The organism is Mucilaginibacter sp. UYP27, assembly GCF_040547175.1.
In the GTDB taxonomy this organism is placed as follows: Bacteria; Bacteroidota; Bacteroidia; order Sphingobacteriales; family Sphingobacteriaceae; genus Mucilaginibacter.
This window is the reverse complement of sequence record NZ_JBEPPE010000019.1, coordinates 1-15416: the sequence shown is the minus strand read 5'-3', so window position 1 is coordinate 15416 and position 15416 is coordinate 1. Positions and strand designations below refer to the sequence as shown.

13 protein-coding genes and 1 pseudogene are annotated in these 15416 nt (G+C 41.0%); 7 read left to right on the top strand and 7 right to left on the bottom strand.

Features of this window, described 5'->3' with window-relative positions:
- Positions 1-303 precede the first annotated feature (303 nt).
- From ABIB39_RS22920 to ABIB39_RS22895, 6 genes are all read left to right on the top strand, one after another.
- The gene (locus tag ABIB39_RS22920) at positions 304-2526 is read left to right on the top strand and encodes a glycoside hydrolase family 2 protein (protein WP_354432528.1); all 2223 of its coding nucleotides are present in this window, start codon (positions 304-306) and stop codon (positions 2524-2526) included.
- A 164-nt stretch (positions 2527-2690) separates the two neighbouring features.
- Complete coding sequence (locus tag ABIB39_RS22915) at positions 2691-5177, top strand: beta-L-arabinofuranosidase domain-containing protein (RefSeq protein WP_354432527.1); 2487 nt, start codon at positions 2691-2693, stop codon at positions 5175-5177.
- Between the two features lie 309 nt (positions 5178-5486).
- Complete coding sequence (locus ABIB39_RS22910) at positions 5487-6071, top strand: Crp/Fnr family transcriptional regulator (RefSeq protein WP_354432526.1); 585 nt, start codon at positions 5487-5489, stop codon at positions 6069-6071.
- A 44-nt stretch (positions 6072-6115) separates the two neighbouring features.
- The gene (locus ABIB39_RS22905; RefSeq protein ID WP_354432525.1) at positions 6116-6457 is read left to right on the top strand and encodes an EthD domain-containing protein; all 342 of its coding nucleotides are present in this window, start codon (positions 6116-6118) and stop codon (positions 6455-6457) included.
- A 666-nt stretch (positions 6458-7123) separates the two neighbouring features.
- Positions 7124-7990, top strand: a complete 867-nt coding sequence (locus tag ABIB39_RS22900; RefSeq protein WP_354432524.1) for a helix-turn-helix domain-containing protein — start codon at positions 7124-7126, stop codon at positions 7988-7990.
- A gap of 82 nt (positions 7991-8072) precedes the next feature.
- Positions 8073-8801, top strand: a complete 729-nt coding sequence (locus ABIB39_RS22895) for an SDR family oxidoreductase (RefSeq protein ID WP_354432523.1) — start codon at positions 8073-8075, stop codon at positions 8799-8801.
- Positions 8802-8994: 193 nt separating this feature from the next.
- Here ABIB39_RS22895 and ABIB39_RS22890 read toward each other — a convergent pair whose 3' ends face one another.
- From ABIB39_RS22890 to ABIB39_RS22860, 7 genes and pseudogenes are all read right to left on the bottom strand, one after another.
- Positions 8995-9222, bottom strand: coding sequence for a DUF3861 family protein (locus ABIB39_RS22890; RefSeq protein ID WP_354432522.1), 228 nt, complete (start codon positions 9220-9222; stop codon positions 8995-8997).
- Positions 9223-9226: 4 nt separating this feature from the next.
- The gene (locus tag ABIB39_RS22885) at positions 9227-9643 is read right to left on the bottom strand and encodes a hypothetical protein (protein WP_354432521.1); all 417 of its coding nucleotides are present in this window, start codon (positions 9641-9643) and stop codon (positions 9227-9229) included.
- 132 nt (positions 9644-9775) lie between these two features.
- Positions 9776-10524 (bottom strand): annotated as a pseudogene (locus tag ABIB39_RS22880) (SDR family oxidoreductase).
- Between the two features lie 18 nt (positions 10525-10542).
- Positions 10543-11001: an ester cyclase gene (locus ABIB39_RS22875; RefSeq protein WP_354432520.1), complete on the bottom strand. Its 459-nt coding sequence runs from the start codon at positions 10999-11001 to the stop codon at positions 10543-10545.
- A gap of 38 nt (positions 11002-11039) precedes the next feature.
- Positions 11040-11996 carry an NADP-dependent oxidoreductase gene (locus tag ABIB39_RS22870; RefSeq protein ID WP_354432519.1) on the bottom strand — a complete coding sequence of 319 codons (957 nt, stop codon included), beginning with the start codon at positions 11994-11996 and terminating at the stop codon, positions 11040-11042.
- 114 nt (positions 11997-12110) lie between these two features.
- On the bottom strand, positions 12111-13013 hold the full coding sequence (locus ABIB39_RS22865; protein WP_354432518.1) for a helix-turn-helix domain-containing protein: 903 nt from the start codon (positions 13011-13013) through the stop codon (positions 12111-12113).
- Positions 13014-13042: 29 nt separating this feature from the next.
- Positions 13043-13783, bottom strand: a complete 741-nt coding sequence (locus ABIB39_RS22860) for an SDR family oxidoreductase (RefSeq protein ID WP_354432517.1) — start codon at positions 13781-13783, stop codon at positions 13043-13045.
- 679 nt (positions 13784-14462) lie between these two features.
- Between ABIB39_RS22860 and ABIB39_RS22855 the strand changes: the two genes are divergently transcribed.
- Positions 14463-15248 (top strand): PhzF family phenazine biosynthesis protein, encoded by a 786-nt coding sequence (locus tag ABIB39_RS22855; RefSeq protein ID WP_354432516.1) that lies wholly within the window; start codon positions 14463-14465, stop codon positions 15246-15248.
- Positions 15249-15416 lie beyond the last annotated feature (168 nt).

Here is a 15416-nt window from a genome sequence, read left to right as displayed (position 1 = left end):
TAATACAATTTTGTTAATAGATGATTCACTGAAAAAATTAGCCAATATAAAGATAGTCCTTTGACTTGTAGGTTGAGCAAAATATATCAAGCAAACTGACCGCGCTTTAAATTTAATAAACCGTAAATGCTTCCAATAAGGAAGCTTGCCGGCAGGTCATAGCTAAATCTCCGATGCGAGAAAGAGAACGGCGTTGGAAATTTCTTCGGATTTATCAAACCTTATAAAGGAATTGCCTTGATAGCTCTTAATCTAATATTTTTTTGGTTTATTTGAAGTTTGAACGATCTGACCAATTGAGCTATGAATTTTAAAAGACTACTAATAGCGGCTATTACCTATTTGCCTTCCATACTATTTGCCCAACAATGGCAGCCTAAGCAAGCGGCACTGATGAGTAGATTTGCCAAAGACGTAAACCCGGTCAATGTATTGCCAGAATACCCACGACCTCAACTTGTTCGAGAAAAATGGCTCAATCTTAACGGAATGTGGCAATACCAACCCGCTACTAACAAAAATGAGCCCCTGCCAAATGGGGAACTGTCGAGTATGATATTGGTGCCTTTTCCTGTCGAGTCAGCGCTTTCGGGTGTAATGGAGCATCATGAAGCGATCTGGTACCGCCGGAAATTTATAATTCCTGCGATTTGGAAAGCAAAGAAAGTCTTAATTCACTTTGGTGCAGTAGATTATGAAGCTGAAGTGTTTGTAAACGGTAAAAGTTTCGGTAAACATGCAGGCGGCTATGACCCTTTCAGTTACGATATATCGACCGCATTAAAAAGTTCAGGAGAGCAGGATATTACCATTAGGGTTTTCGATCCGACGGATAATGGCGGTTTCCCCCGCGGCAAACAAACGCTTAGGCCTGGCGGCATTACCTATACCTCAGTTACGGGTATTTGGCAAACCGTTTGGCTAGAACCTGTCCCGGTGATTCACATCAACGATATTAAAATTGTACCGGACATAGATCGCTCTTTCGTTAAAATCACAGTTAATACCAACGCTGGCGGTGTTCCGGTCGTTGTGACGGTGAAAGATGGCTCGACGACGATCAAAAAGATGAATGGCATGACCAATGTGGAAATTAACATCCCGGTCAAACACGCAAAATTATGGTCGCCGGATAGTCCATTTTTATATGATCTGGTGGTGGATGTGAAAAAAGCAACAAAAAATATTGATGAAGTCAAGAGCTATTTCGGTATGCGCAAAATCAGCGTTGGCGAAGAAGGGGGTTATAAAAAAATGTTCCTAAACAATAAGTTTCTTTTTCAAGTGGGGCCCTTGGACCAGGGATTTTGGCCCGACGGGGGATATACGGCACCTACTGACGCAGCATTGAAATACGATCTGGAAATGATCAAAAAGTTTGGTTTTAACATGGTGCGGAAACATATCAAGGTAGAGTCCTACCGTTGGTACTATTGGGCCGATAAATTGGGCCTATTAGTTTGGCAGGATATGCCGTCAGCCAATACTTATACCAGTCAAACACCCCCTCCGGTAGACACTGCTGCTTTTCGTTTCCAACTGGAAACTTTAGTTAAAACGCATTGGAATTCACCTTCTATTGTCAGTTGGGTGATTTTTAATGAAGCACAGGGGCAGCACAATACTGCGGGATATGTCGATCAGGTACGTAAGCTGGACCCCACGCGTTTGATCAACCAGGGTAGCGGCTGGGATCACTTTGGTGTGGGGGATGTGCTGGATATTCATAATTATCCGGCACCGGGTGTGCCTGTAAGTACCAGCCAAACATTGGCGTGCGGCGAATATGGCGGCATCGGTTTTATCTTTCCGGGTCATATCTGGCAGTCTGGTAACACTTACGTAATGATTGATAATGAAAAGAAATATACTGATCTATATGATGAATTCTCAACTGATCTCGCCATATACAAAACGAACAATGGGCTTAGCGCTGCTGTTTATACCGAGATCACAGATGTGGAGGGAGAACTTAACGGATTGCTGACTTATGATCGTGCGGTAGTTAAATGCGATCCAGTCAAGATCAGGGCTTCCAATCAAAAAGCGATCAACAGCAATATATTTTTGGAAACCGTATTACCCGCCTCGATCAGTAAACCCATGTTTTGGAAATACTCGCTAAAAAAACCCAGCGATGGCTGGTACGCCAGTGATTTCGACGATAGTCAATGGCAAGCTTCACCAGGTAGTTTTGGATCAGCCGGCGCGCCTGGTGCCGTGATTGGGACCAAATGGATGACCTCCGATATTTGGTTACGACGGAACTTCGATGTGGGGGCGGTTGTTAAAAGAGATAAACTTCAATTCACTGTCTATAATGACGATGGTTGTGAAATCTACCTAAACGGCATATTAGCTGCGTCTTTAAGCGGTGTTTCCAAAGGTTACGTAATTGTTCCTATTTCAGAAGCTGCAAAAAAAGCGATTATAACGGGTGGGCGAAACCAAATTTCTGTACATGGACACCAAGAGTTCGGTGACCAGGTCATTGATGTGGGCATAAACCAAATCAGCCAAAAATAGCCCATTAAAAACACTTTAAAATTTCAGCGCTATCGACTATAAATCGACACAAGGGTTACAACATCGGCATTGGCTTAATGGCGATGGTTTTATATATTTACTATTTTAAAGATTAGATGTTTATGAAATTTTATTGTTTATTTCCGATTTGCTGCTGGTTATTAGTGAGTGCGGCATTTGCACAAAAAAACAAGTCGCCATATACATTTAATCGTGCGTCTCTTAAACAAGATGTGTATGCACAGTTGCCGTTGGGCAGCATCAGGGCAAAAGGATGGTTGTTAAAGCAACTGGAACTGCAAAAAGATGGTTTCACCGGCCATGCTGAAGAATTGTATCCCGAAAAGGATAACCTTGGTATTAATTCAGATTGGCTGGGCGGTACCGGCAATAGTTGGGAAAAAGTGCCCTATTACGTAAAAGGATTGGTTGCGTTAGCTTATACGTTAGATGATGTCGAATTGAAAGCTAAAGCAAAGAAATGGATAGATTATACACTCGACCATCAGCAAGAAAATGGGTTTTTTGGTCCGCCTAAACTGAAGGACTGGTGGCCGCGCATGCCTTTTATGTATGCCCTGCAAAGCTATTATGAAGCTACCAATGATAAGCGGGTGATTCCGTTCTTATCCAAATATTTTAAATATGAGCTTGACAACCTGGATAAGGATCCGCTTAAAGAATGGGGTAAATCTCGGGCTGGCGATAATATGGAAATAGCCCTGTGGGTTTATAACAAAACCGGCGACGCCTATCTGCTTGATTTGGTAAAAAAGCTAAAAGAACAAGCTTACCCGTGGGCCGATATCTTTAATCAAAATCAGTTTCAATTCTACGGGCCTGATTATCAGCCTAAACACATGGTGAACGTTTCGCAAGCGTTAAAGTTCCCTGCTGTATATTCACAGGTTGATCAGTCGCCTGATTATACTGATGCGATGCAGAACGGCATAAAACATATTTTGGATGATAACGGGCAGCCTACAGGCATTGGGTCGGGTACAGAATTTATGTCGGGCCATAACACAGTTGAGGGTGTGGAAACCTGTGCTGTGGTAGAGTGGATGCAAAGTTTGGAGACCGGTGCCAGGATTATTCATAATAATGCCTCAATCGGCGATCAGTTAGAGAAACTTGCTTTTAACACGCTGCCTGCTCAATTCAGTAATGATCTTAAAAACCATACGTATTACACCCTGCCTAACCAGGTGCAAAACCTGCCGGGCAGACATGGCTTTAATCAGGATTATGGCAACGGAATAGTGCCAAGCCCGTTCTCGGGTTTTCCTTGCTGCAGATATAATATGCACATGGGCTGGCCTTATTTTGTAAAGAACAGCTGGGTTGCAACGCCGGATGGCGGCCTTGCAGTTAACGCTTACGCGCCTATGGAAGTGAATGCCATAGTAGCACAAAACATACCCGTAAAAATTGAGGAGGTGACTAACTATCCGTTCGACGAACAGATCAATCTGAATTTTTCTTTAACCAAAGTGGCCTCCTTTGGATTAAAACTGCGCATCCCGGCATGGTGCGCTAAGCCCGAAGTGAGGTTAAACGGAACGCTGCTACCGGGCGTTGTAGCCGGACAGATCCTGTCTGTAAAACGCGCTTGGAAAACTGGTGATAAAATCACCTTGAATTTCCCAATGCAGGTTGCGGTAATGCCGCAGGTAAGCAATGCGGTAAGTGTTGAACGCGGCCCGCTGGTGTATGCGATAAAAGTTAAGGAGTTGCTAAAGAACGTGAGGGAATATCCCGTAAAAGGTTTTTATGAGACCGAGATCACCCCGGCCTCAGCCTGGAATTATGGTTTAGTATTAGATGCGAATACCCTCGCCAAAAACATCACGGTAGTTAAGAGCACCATGCCTGATAATCCTTTTGTGCAGGAGCAGGTACCGGTGCAATTAAAGGTAAGCGCCAAACAAATACCAGCCTGGACGATTGATAATAACCATACCGCCGCGTTCGATGTGCCATTTAGCCCAGTAGATTCCGCCGAACCAACTGAGCAGATTACACTGGTGCCTTACGGGTCTGAAAGCTTGCGTGTAAGCATCATCCCCTTAATTGGTAAGCCTGCTTATAATACAACAGCCTACAAACAAAACTTCGATAACAATACCGCCACTGGCCTAATCAATTATGGGAACGGCTGGTTCTATAAAGATAATGCTATCCATACCGGCGCTAACGATAACGGCCTATCGGGCACTAACGGGCCAAAAATCATTGCGACAGGCACCCAATTTTCCAACTTCGTTTACACTGCCGATGTAGCAGTAAGTACCGCAGGTGATGCCGGTTTAATCTTCCGCGTTGCCAAACCAGCCATTGGAGCCAATGCATATGATGGCTACTACGTTGGTTTGAACGCCAAAACAGGTGCTATCACATTAGGTAAATCAAGTCATGACGAATGGATAGTGATTGCGACAGCCAACTATCCCCTAAAAATAAAAGACACCTACAAAGTAAAGGTAAAAGCTATCGGAAACCAATTTGAGGTATTTTTAAATAGTGCCGATAAGCCGCTGATAACCGCAACGGATAATGAGTATAAAACGGGTAATATTGGTTTACGGGTTTATAACGCCATTGCTACTATGGATAATTTGGAAGTAAAAGCGTTGCCAGGCCGTAACTAATTCCTTTTTAATAAATTAACGCTTGGGCGACTTAAGAGCACTTAACAAGATCACATTCTTAACTGTTATTTTCTATAATCAGAGGTGATAATAGATTATGCTGTTCCAATTTCTAAAGCTCTTATTATCCCTTTACATCTGCTTGAAATCATGGCCCGCTGGCATTTGCATAAGATCCGCTGAATAACTTATTTAGTTTATACTCCGGAAAGTATTTTTGGCGTTTTTTTATAATTAATCTGTATTTAGATAACTCAAGTGTTTATATTTATTAATCTGTCGCGCTAAGTGTTATACTCATAATAAACCATGGATCATTTAAAAGCGGTAATTAATAGCATTTTGCCTATGCCGGATAAAGACTTAGAACGAATTGTTCCTTTGATTAATTGTATTGCTGTTCCTAAAAAATCTTGGTTATTACAGCAAGGGCAAGTGTGTAAATATGTCTATTTTTTGACAAGGGGCATTTTTAGAATGTATTATGTTGACTTGGAGGGGAATGAAATCAATTGCAGATTTACGACGAAAAACAATTTCCTGGTCGATTTTCAAAGTTTTTTGAGTCAGCAGCAGTCCCGCTATTATTGGCAGGCAATGGAAGATTCTGAGTTGATGGCTTTTCGTTACGAGGATGTACAACAGCTTTACCTGCAATCAATTTCCTGGGAGAAGTTTGGCAGGTTAATTGCCGAAAGGGTTTACCAGCAATTGAACGAACGAATTGAAATGTTACAGTTTTTGTCGCCTGAAGAGCGTTATCTTCATTTAATGCAAACCAGGCCAGAGCTGTTCAGCCAGGTGTCTCAATTTCATATCGCATCTTATCTGGGAATTAAACCCGAATCATTGAGCCGGCTCCGGAAGCGTTTATCAATAAATAAACGATCTTAACCCAAGTCAATGGTATTATCAAAAGAGTGCAGCGATCTTTGTGAATGATCAAATTTACCATTCTGCTCAGCAGGAAAAAGGATATGAGTCAGGAAGACTTTATAGCCTATCATCAAAATAACCATGCACCTTTATTTAAAACCCTTCCGGAAGTAAAGCAACACGTTCGCAAATATGTCCAATGCCACCCTGTTCCAGCCGCTATTCCAGGATTACCACCACCCGCTTTCGACGGAATTACCGAGTTGTGGTTTGACGATGTGGAATCTATTGGAAAGGTTTTTACAAGTGACCTATACATGGAAGTGATACGGCCAGACGAAGCAAAATTTCTCGATCTACATGAATGTAGCTTTCTCGTTTCTACGGAGCACTTCGTAATTTAAGCTTTGCCTTGGGAAAAAAGATATCGCTGTGTGCATTTCGCAATAAGGAATGGAAATTCTAATGAAACCTGTTCTTTATAGTCTTAATTGATATTTCGGTACGGCGGCAGACGGCAACTTAACTTATGCGGCTAATAAGTATGGTATCCTAGTCAGTAGCTTCAGTTAAAGTCCTTTGATGTCGAGCATTGGTACATGGGTTAAGAAAGGTTAATATTTTTTGAAGTGTAAAGCCGGTCGTTATCATCGATAACTATTGCTTCAATATCTTTCATTTGATCAATCATATCCAAACCTGCCGTATTACATTTCTCGAACTTAGAATAAAAACAGGTCGAAGTTACATTGCAAATGAATACTTTTTTAATTGAATAACTGAAGTATCCGACAGTACCTGAAAAAAATAATTGAAATAGGCACTTATTAAACACACTGTTTCTGCTTCAACGAATTTAGTCTTTACTGTGACGGGCATTATATGGAAGAAGGCATTTTTGAAAACCTTGTCACAATAATAGTCGAAATGTTACTCTATGCTTATCGTACCAATAATATGGTTATTAATCAAACGCCTACTTCAAAAAAATAATTTAACTAACTTTAAAGGAATGATGAATCATGAATCCATGCTTTTTTTTTCATCTTTGCTTAGGTAAAATGACGGGTATGCAGGAAATTAAAGGATTACTGAACAAAATAAAGCACCACGATAGGCTGGAGATCATGGTAAATGAAAACTGCAAAATTGACATACCGCAAGATGTTTTAGAGAAACTGCTTAGGCCACATAAGCTAGCCCATTATTGTTTTATTTTTTTGGACCATGGATCAGAAACTTATAAAATAGATCTACAGGACATTACTATCTCAGATAGCCAATTGGTTTTTGGTTTGCCCAATCAAATATTTTCAATTCCTCTTAAAAATAGTCACACCCTAAATTATAAAGTTGCCTTTGATGAAAATACGTTGGCGTTGCTCCCAAATTCATTTTCATTCCTTTTAAATCCGTTAAATTCAAATACGATCACGTTCACTCCAGACGCTAAAGAACGTGTTAAGTCAGTTTGCTTCAACTTATTTAATCTGCTTCATGCTACGGGAAAGCCAAAGAATACGGAAATTATTTTAGCGTATTTGAATACGCTTTTAACTGAGTTTAACAATGCTTACTTTGAGCAGCGTAACAGTAATAACCTATCAAATCCTAAATTATCCAAATACATTGCTTTTAAACTTGCTGTGGAAACGCATCTGACTGAGCAATATGATGTACACACTATTGCAGCGAAATTGGCAATGACGACGAGCAGCCTTTATGGTGTTGTAAAGGAATTTTCAGGCGTTTCACCAAAGGAATGGATGACCAATCGCCTTATGATGGAAGCGCAACGGAAGTTGCAATATTCCACACTTTCCGTAAAACAACTGGCTTACGAATTGGGGTTTAATGACCCTGATTATTTTTCACGACTATTCAAAAAGCGTACAGGTATGAGCATCAGCGCTTTTTTAGCTAATCATCACGATTAGTCCAGAAACTATAATGATTTGTCCACCTCGCATGATCTTCAGTCAGCTATATTTGTTTCCATAGGTTTAAAACTATTACCAGATGAAAAAAGCATTAATAACAGGAGCAAACAAAGGTATTGGCTTAGAAACAGTCACGCAACTTGCACAAAACGGATTCTTTGTTTATTTAGGGTGCCGTAACCTGAAAAGCGGCTTGGCAGCAATTGAAAATCTTAAAGCTAGCGGAATCGAAAATGTCGAGGCCATAGAATTAGATGTTATTGATCAAGAATCGATTAATGATGCTCTCGCAGAAATAAGTAAAAAAACGGAAATCCTGGACGTACTGATCAATAATGCGGGTATTTCGGGAGGATTTCCGCAATCAGCGCTCGATGCAACACTTGAACAATTCAGGACAGTTTATGAAACCAATGTGTTTGGCGTGGTTAGCGTTACACAGGCTTTTATTGATCTATTAAAAAAATCACCGGAGCCACGCATTGTAAATGTTAGCTCTGCAATGGGTTCGCTTTCACTGGCAGCCGACCCAGCCGGCAGTTACCACATGGCGGTATATCAATCGAGTAAAGCGGCTCTTAACATGTATACAGTTAATCTTGCTTACGAGCTGCGTGACCTGCCATTTAAAGTCAACATGGTTTGTCCTGGATATACAAAAACCGATTTTACCGGTCATCAAGGTACCAGTACGGTACAGGAAGCAGGGGAACGTATTGCAAAGTACGCGCTAATTGGTCGGGATGGACCGACAGGAAAATTTATTAGTGAAGAATATTTTCCTGAACCGGCAAGCTGTCCATGGTAAAAGATACAAAGATGAATTTATCTGTGGATTTTAAACCAATAATCCGCTATCAATTTATCGTGCTATCCATAATCAGGAGAATTTAGGTTTATGGTAATTGGAAGCCTTCAAAGTCGCTGATTTTGAAGGTTTTTCTGCTATACTTCTTCTTCCGATAAGACTGCAAATTATTTAACAACTTTAGAAAATAGATTTACAATATATCTTTAGATGAGATGCTTGATATTTTGTGTTCTTCGCTGAGCAGTTTCAGCCCAATGGCAAAGGCCTGAGCCTGCTCTGGTGTATCAAAAATTTGTTTTTTTTCGATGAGTTGTACAATCTCAAAGTTATCATCATGGTTTTTTATGACAACTAAAATTTCTTTAAGTTGATTTTCCATAGAGGAGAGAACCAGACAGTATTGGTAAATCTTTTTCATCGCTTTAGTACTTTACCTGTGAAATATCGAGTCGGCTAATCTTACCTGCGGTATTAATGTGAAAATTAAAACGCGCTCTAAAATCGCCGTATTTCTCGGTGTGGAAGTGTCCGTATACCGTAGTACCTTGATTTTCAATTTTATCAAGGGAAAGAAAATACTCGTGGCCAATCGCTTTTGTACTAAAATCCTGAAAGTCACGGGGGCTGCCATCATCATCATATAACTTTGCACCGACAATAAAAAGCGACTTCCATTTCGATACATCCGACTCTTGCAAGGCCTTAATTGCAGCTCGTGCAATTGTATTTTCTATGGGCTGATAATTGATGTTATTGTTTTTTTGCTGCTGATGTGGTCGTGCGAAACCTTGCAGGTTTGCGAAAAGCATCAGGGTGAATGAAATTTTAAAGAGAGGCATAGTCAAATGTTTAATATTTAAGAAAATGAATTACCCAAAGTTCGTAATTGTTAGCTTTGGGTAATTCAATCTAATTATAGAGGAATCACTATCTCCCCTGAATTCAAAATCCATTTAGCTTTTTGATTAACTTTAAAAACTTGATCCGCCATTTGCTTTAATATGATCTCCGTTGATATAGTCAGCTTCATCCGAAGTCATGAAGGCTACAACTTTGCCTATATCCTGCACCGTTCCTAAGCGGCCAAAAGGTGAGCTATTTCTAACCAATTGTTTAAAGTCTTCGGGAAGCCCAGTAATTATCCCAGCCTGGTCGATGACCCCGGGCATTACCGAATTAACAGTAATATGGCGTGGCCCCAATTCTTTGCATAAAATATCAACAAACTTTTTACCAGCTGTTTTGCTTGCGGCATATACAGCTGCACCCGTTTCAGCATTCAAACTTTGTGTAGATGAGATAACGATGATCCTGCCGCCATCCGTCACGTGTTTTGCTGCTTCCTGCATCACAAAAAAAGTTCCTTTAACATTCAGATCGAACACCTTATCAAAATCCTGCACCGTATATTCAATGAACGGTTTATCTACCAATTCGATCCCTGCATTGGCTATGACAATATCAACTTGGCCGAAATGCGCCAGTGCTTGCCGAAAAAGGTCGGTAATAGCTTCTGGCTTGGATACGTCAGCTTGATCATCTGATAAGAAACGCCATAACCTTCCATCAAATCGGCAGTTTCCCGGGCCGCCGTTTCGTCCGAACTATAATTCAATATCAACCGCATTCCTTCCGAAGCCAGCTTTTCCGCAATACCCCTGCCTATACCTTTAGATGCGCCTGTTATAAGCGCCACTTTTCCTTTTAATTCCGGATACATTCAATTAAAGTTTTAAAGTTATTCCGCTTTTGCCGGCCATGCACCGGTTTGTAACAGCAGAGTTAGCCAGTCTTCCAAGTGCCAGGTTTTGGTTAATTTGCCGTCCTGGAGATGATGAAACTCATGTAGAGCAATGGTCAACTTTTTATTTGTTGGCGCAATACCCATAAACTCGCTGCTGTGGGTAAAACACATCTCCGCCCTTACACCCGCCCGCTCATGGGTGCCGAATATTTCGTGGATATTAATGGTTATATCTGGAAATGCCTGGGTGAATCCTTTCACTAAAAGCACAAATCCTTCAGGACCGTCTTGCTGACCCGGCGCGAGTGGGATATCTTGCCAATCCGACGCAAATATATCGTCTGCAATACTGTAGTCCCTGTTATTGAATAGACCGTAAAAAGCGCTTACCGTAGCAATTTCTCCTGGTGTAAGGGCTTTTAATAAGCCGTCTGATTTCTGATCGTTTGTCATATTGTAATGAATTGAAAATGGTTATTATTAAATGTTGTTTAGTTTACGGATACAGCCACCTTGCCGGTTGCTCTTCCAGTTTCTACCGCTGCTTGCGCTTGAGGTAATTCATCGAAGGTGAATATTTGTGTCACTTTAGGAACAACGTAGCCTTCACTGATAAGCTGGCTTATTTTGCCAAGCACCTCTCCCGATGAATGAACAAATACGCCATGTCCGAAAACTTCTGCTGCCTGTAACCGGGCCTCAATTGCACTTTGAAAATGCGGTTGGAGGTAAACCAGACGGCCGCCTCGTTTAATGACACTGATTGATTGAAGGATATGCTCGACGGAATTAATCGCGTCAATTACCACATCTATTTCCTGGATTTGTTGCTCAAAGGGGTTTGCCGTATAATCAATAAATTCGTCTACCCCTAAGTCGCTTATAAAACGTTCATTTTTAGCAGAGCCGGTACCAATTACATGGGCGCCTATATATTTAGCAATTTGTACAGCGAAATGCCCTACACCACCCGATGCGGCATGTATCAGCACTTTATCACCTTTCTTTACTTGCCCAAGTGTCACTACGGCTTGCCATGCAGTCATCGCGGCCATTGGCGTTGCGCCAGCAGCGGTAAAATCTAATTCTTTAGGCTTATGTATGAGCTGGCCGGCGTCAGCCGCTACATAGGTAGCGTAAGTTTTGCCCAATCCAGGCATGTTGATAAGGCCGTAAACTTCATCTCCGGGATTAAAATCACCAACATCTTCGCCCACTTCTTCCACGACACCTGCAATATCCCAACCCAATATTACCTCTTGAGGAATATTACCCTGGGTAATCATGCCTAACATGTCTTTGGAGTTCCGAACCTGAATGTCAATTGGATTGATACCAATCGCTTTAGTTTTGATCAGGACCTCATTTGGTTTGATACCAGGTTTAATTAAAGTGACTTTCTTTAACTTTTCGATACCACCGTTGTTTTCTAAAATATATGCTTCCATTGTAATTATGTTTTTTACAATAACAAAATTAGTGGAACTTAGAATGCGCCGGAAGGATGAATCAAACCGAAAATGGTGTTAATCAAACAAGATGAGCTATTTTAAGCAATGTCCCTAAATACGGAATTGATGGGGGGTGGTCGTACTGCTTTTCTTAAAAAATTTCACAAAATTCGAGGTATCCTCAAAGCCCAGGCACCAGGCAATTTCAGAAATGTTCCAATTGGTATGCTTAAGTAAGGCCCTTGCTTCCGAGCCTATCCGTTCAGCAATCAATTGAGAGGTAGTTTTACCGGTGGTTTCTTTTAGCACCCTGTTGAGGTGATTGATGTGCACATTAAGCTGGCTTGCAAATTCAGCAGGTGTTTTCAACCGTATCTGCTGAAGTGTTGATTCAATAGGAAACTGGCGTTCCAGTAGTTCGTGAAACAGTGATGCAATCCGTTGACCCGCATTAGAGCCAGGCGTATCAATTACGATAAGTGCCGGGCGGAGTTTAAGGGCAGCATGGATTATTTCGAAGACCATGTTCCGAAGGACATCATATTTGTAAGGATATTCAGAAGCGATTTCCTTGAACATTTTGCTAAACAAGTTCATGACTTGAATTCCTTCTTCATCTGTAATGTCAAGTATCGGCGTGCCACCCGGTTGATAGAGCGGATATTCCCTAATATTACCAAAGCCCTTCATATAATCTTCTGTAAACACACAAAATGCGCCTGTCGGTTTGGACGAAGCAGGCGTCCAGTTGTAAGGAATTTGCGGGTTTGCGAACATGAGCATGTTCTTCTTTACCTGGTAAGTTTTGTCGGCATACTCCACCTGGTGTGCACCATCGATCAGTGCAATTTTATAGTAATCCTTGCGGCTATAAGGCATGGGATACGCCGGCTGTTCACCTGCATAGTCTTCCATGGTAAATATGTTGAAATGCCCCGTCTTACGAAAAATGTCGCTGGGAAGAATACCCATTTTTTGTCGATAAAACGCTTCGAGAGATTCTGATTTTTCCATAATGCAAATAACAATTGTATACCATGTAGTTAAGCCATAGCCCCATTAGCACCAATAATTTGGCCCGAAATCCATTTCGATGCATCGCTGGCAAGGTAAACAATTACCCTGGCTATATCTTCCGGCCGTCCCAGGCGGTTAAAGGCATTGCTCGCAGCTAGCCTGTCTATGTCCTGTTGGGACTTACCTTCCAAAAACAAATCGGTTTCTGTCGGGCCCGGTGATACTGCATTGACATTAATCCCGCGGCTGCCTATTTCCTTGGCGAAAACACGAGTTAGCTGCTCTACGGCACCCTTAGTGGCACAATACGGTCCATATCCGGGGAAAATTGTTCGGGTTACTGTTGACGATAAATTAATTATGCTCCCATTGTCCGCCAAGCGAGTTGAAGCCTGATGAAGGGTATTAAACAAGCCCTTAACATTTACATCGAACATTTTGTCGAATTCTTTTGTAGAAACCTGTCCGATTGGTTTGGTGAACATAATTCCTGCATTATTCACCAGCACGTCAACCTTTCCAAATTCTGCAATTGCCTCATCAAACAGTCGTGCTACATCCTGTTCATCACTTACATTTGCCTGAACTGCAATCGCATAACCTCCTGAAGCTTTAATGCTGTCAACGATCTGGTGCGCTGCCTCTTTACTTTCATTATAGTTAACGATTACAGATGCGGCGTTCTTTGCCATTTCCAGCGCTGTTGCCGCGCCGATACCTTTGGACGCACCTGTAATCAGCACAACCTTACCACTCAATACTTGCATAACAAAAGGGTTAAATTACAAAGTTAGCTGTAAGTTGCTTTAATAAATGGTTTAAATCAAACAATACACGGTGTAATTCAAATGCATTTTTTTCTAAGTCTTTAATACTTTTTTCTAAGCGACAAGTTGTAGGCTTGGCAAGTCACTTCGTCAAAATAGTGTTTGCCTTTGCATTTTAAGAACGAATAAATCTGGATCAACTTTACATCTAAAATGTTTTGTAAAAAATTGCGTTCTGTTTTAAATTTCTCCCTAAATTAGAGAATACCTAAACCCCATTGGGCTTTTTTTGAACCATTTTTTCGAAATTTTAGAACCTTTTGCTTTAATTTAGCCCTGCTGCAGTAAGGCGGAAGCTCAATATTTGAGTTTGTAAATGTTATGAGCCACTATTGAACTTATTTGGCACGTCCGGACTTCCTTTTTTGCAAAGAAAAGGAATAGAAACTGTTGGCGTTAGAGTATTTTGAGGCGATAACGGAGTCGACTATGAATTCAATTTAGGTTTTGAAATCATTTCAGTGTCGTGGGTTTGATTACTCTATGAGCTAATAAAAGGAAAAGATTTTTAATGATAACTTTCCCCCCTTTTATCCTCTTTAAGTTGCTGTCTACTATCGATATAAGTCGGATTTGTAAGAGGGCGGGTGTAGTTTGATATTAATTTTATCTTTGTTACATGCAATTTGACCTTTTTCAAATCAATAGTTTTACCGATACAATTTTTCACGGAAATCCTGCATGCGTTGTTCCGCTTACAAAATGGTTGCCAAATGACCTATTATTAAAGATAGCTAGGGAAAACGCTGTTGCTGAGACTGCGTTTTTTGTGCAAGGAAGCGGGAATATACACCTTCGTTGGTTCACTCCTGAAATAGAAATGGATCTTTGCGGACATGCCACGCTTGCAGTTGCGCATGTCCTAAATACTATTTTAAAACAGGAAGTTGATAAGTTTTTTTTTGATACTCTTAGCGGAGCGTTAAGTGTTAGTGTTGATGGTGATTTGTATTGGCTCGATTTTCCATCTAGAAAACCAATTGCACATTCCCTGCCAGAAATAATTAGTGAAGCCCTTAGCATTCAGCCCTCAACAGTGTTAAAGTCCAGAGATTATATCTTAGTTTATAAAAACGAAGATGAAATCAGAAATTTAAAAATTGACCGGCAGCTTTTTGACAGGATAAACCTTGATCCTGGTGGTGTTGTGGTTACAGCAAAAGGTGATCTCTGCGATTTTGTTTCTCGTTACTTTACTCCGCAGTCATCAATACTCGAGGATCCCGTCACGGGATCAGCTCATTGTTCACTTATCCCATATTGGAGTGAGGTCCTGAAACGAAAAAAAATGAGCGCAAAACAAATTTCTGAGCGTTCGGGCGAATTACTTTGTGAGAATCGGGATTCAAGAGTATTGATCGGCGGGAAGGCGAAAACCTATTCTAGCGGAAGACTTTGGATTTGAGTTAGAACTGACAGGCATCGTCACTTGGTTCATCTAAGCATATTTGTATCAATCAAACCTTTCGAAATTGTACTGTAACCCCTCCTAAAAACCGGACTGCTTAAAGGACGAAAAGTCTTAACTTTAACCAGTCAAACGATGAAGAACTCTATCATTACCGAAACGCAG

Bases quoted from the DNA above. Each gene is read 5' to 3' on its own strand.
- ABIB39_RS22920 (WP_354432528.1), top strand. From the start codon at position 304: ATGAATTTTAAAAGACTACTAATAGCGGCTATTACCTATTTGCCTTCC.
- ABIB39_RS22910 (WP_354432526.1), top strand. From the start codon at position 5,487: ATGGATCATTTAAAAGCGGTAATTAATAGCATTTTGCCTATGCCGGAT.
- ABIB39_RS22905 (WP_354432525.1), top strand. From the start codon at position 6,116: ATGATCAAATTTACCATTCTGCTCAGCAGGAAAAAGGATATGAGTCAG.
- ABIB39_RS22900 (WP_354432524.1), top strand. From the start codon at position 7,124: ATGCAGGAAATTAAAGGATTACTGAACAAAATAAAGCACCACGATAGG.
- ABIB39_RS22895 (WP_354432523.1), top strand. From the start codon at position 8,073: ATGAAAAAAGCATTAATAACAGGAGCAAACAAAGGTATTGGCTTAGAA.
- ABIB39_RS22890 (WP_354432522.1), bottom strand. From the start codon at position 9,222: ATGAAAAAGATTTACCAATACTGTCTGGTTCTCTCCTCTATGGAAAAT.
- ABIB39_RS22885 (WP_354432521.1), bottom strand. From the start codon at position 9,643: ATGCCTCTCTTTAAAATTTCATTCACCCTGATGCTTTTCGCAAACCTG.
- ABIB39_RS22875 (WP_354432520.1), bottom strand. From the start codon at position 11,001: ATGACAAACGATCAGAAATCAGACGGCTTATTAAAAGCCCTTACACCA.
- ABIB39_RS22870 (WP_354432519.1), bottom strand. From the start codon at position 11,996: ATGGAAGCATATATTTTAGAAAACAACGGTGGTATCGAAAAGTTAAAG.
- ABIB39_RS22865 (WP_354432518.1), bottom strand. From the start codon at position 13,013: ATGGAAAAATCAGAATCTCTCGAAGCGTTTTATCGACAAAAAATGGGT.
- ABIB39_RS22860 (WP_354432517.1), bottom strand. From the start codon at position 13,783: ATGCAAGTATTGAGTGGTAAGGTTGTGCTGATTACAGGTGCGTCCAAA.
- ABIB39_RS22855 (WP_354432516.1), top strand. From the start codon at position 14,463: ATGCAATTTGACCTTTTTCAAATCAATAGTTTTACCGATACAATTTTT.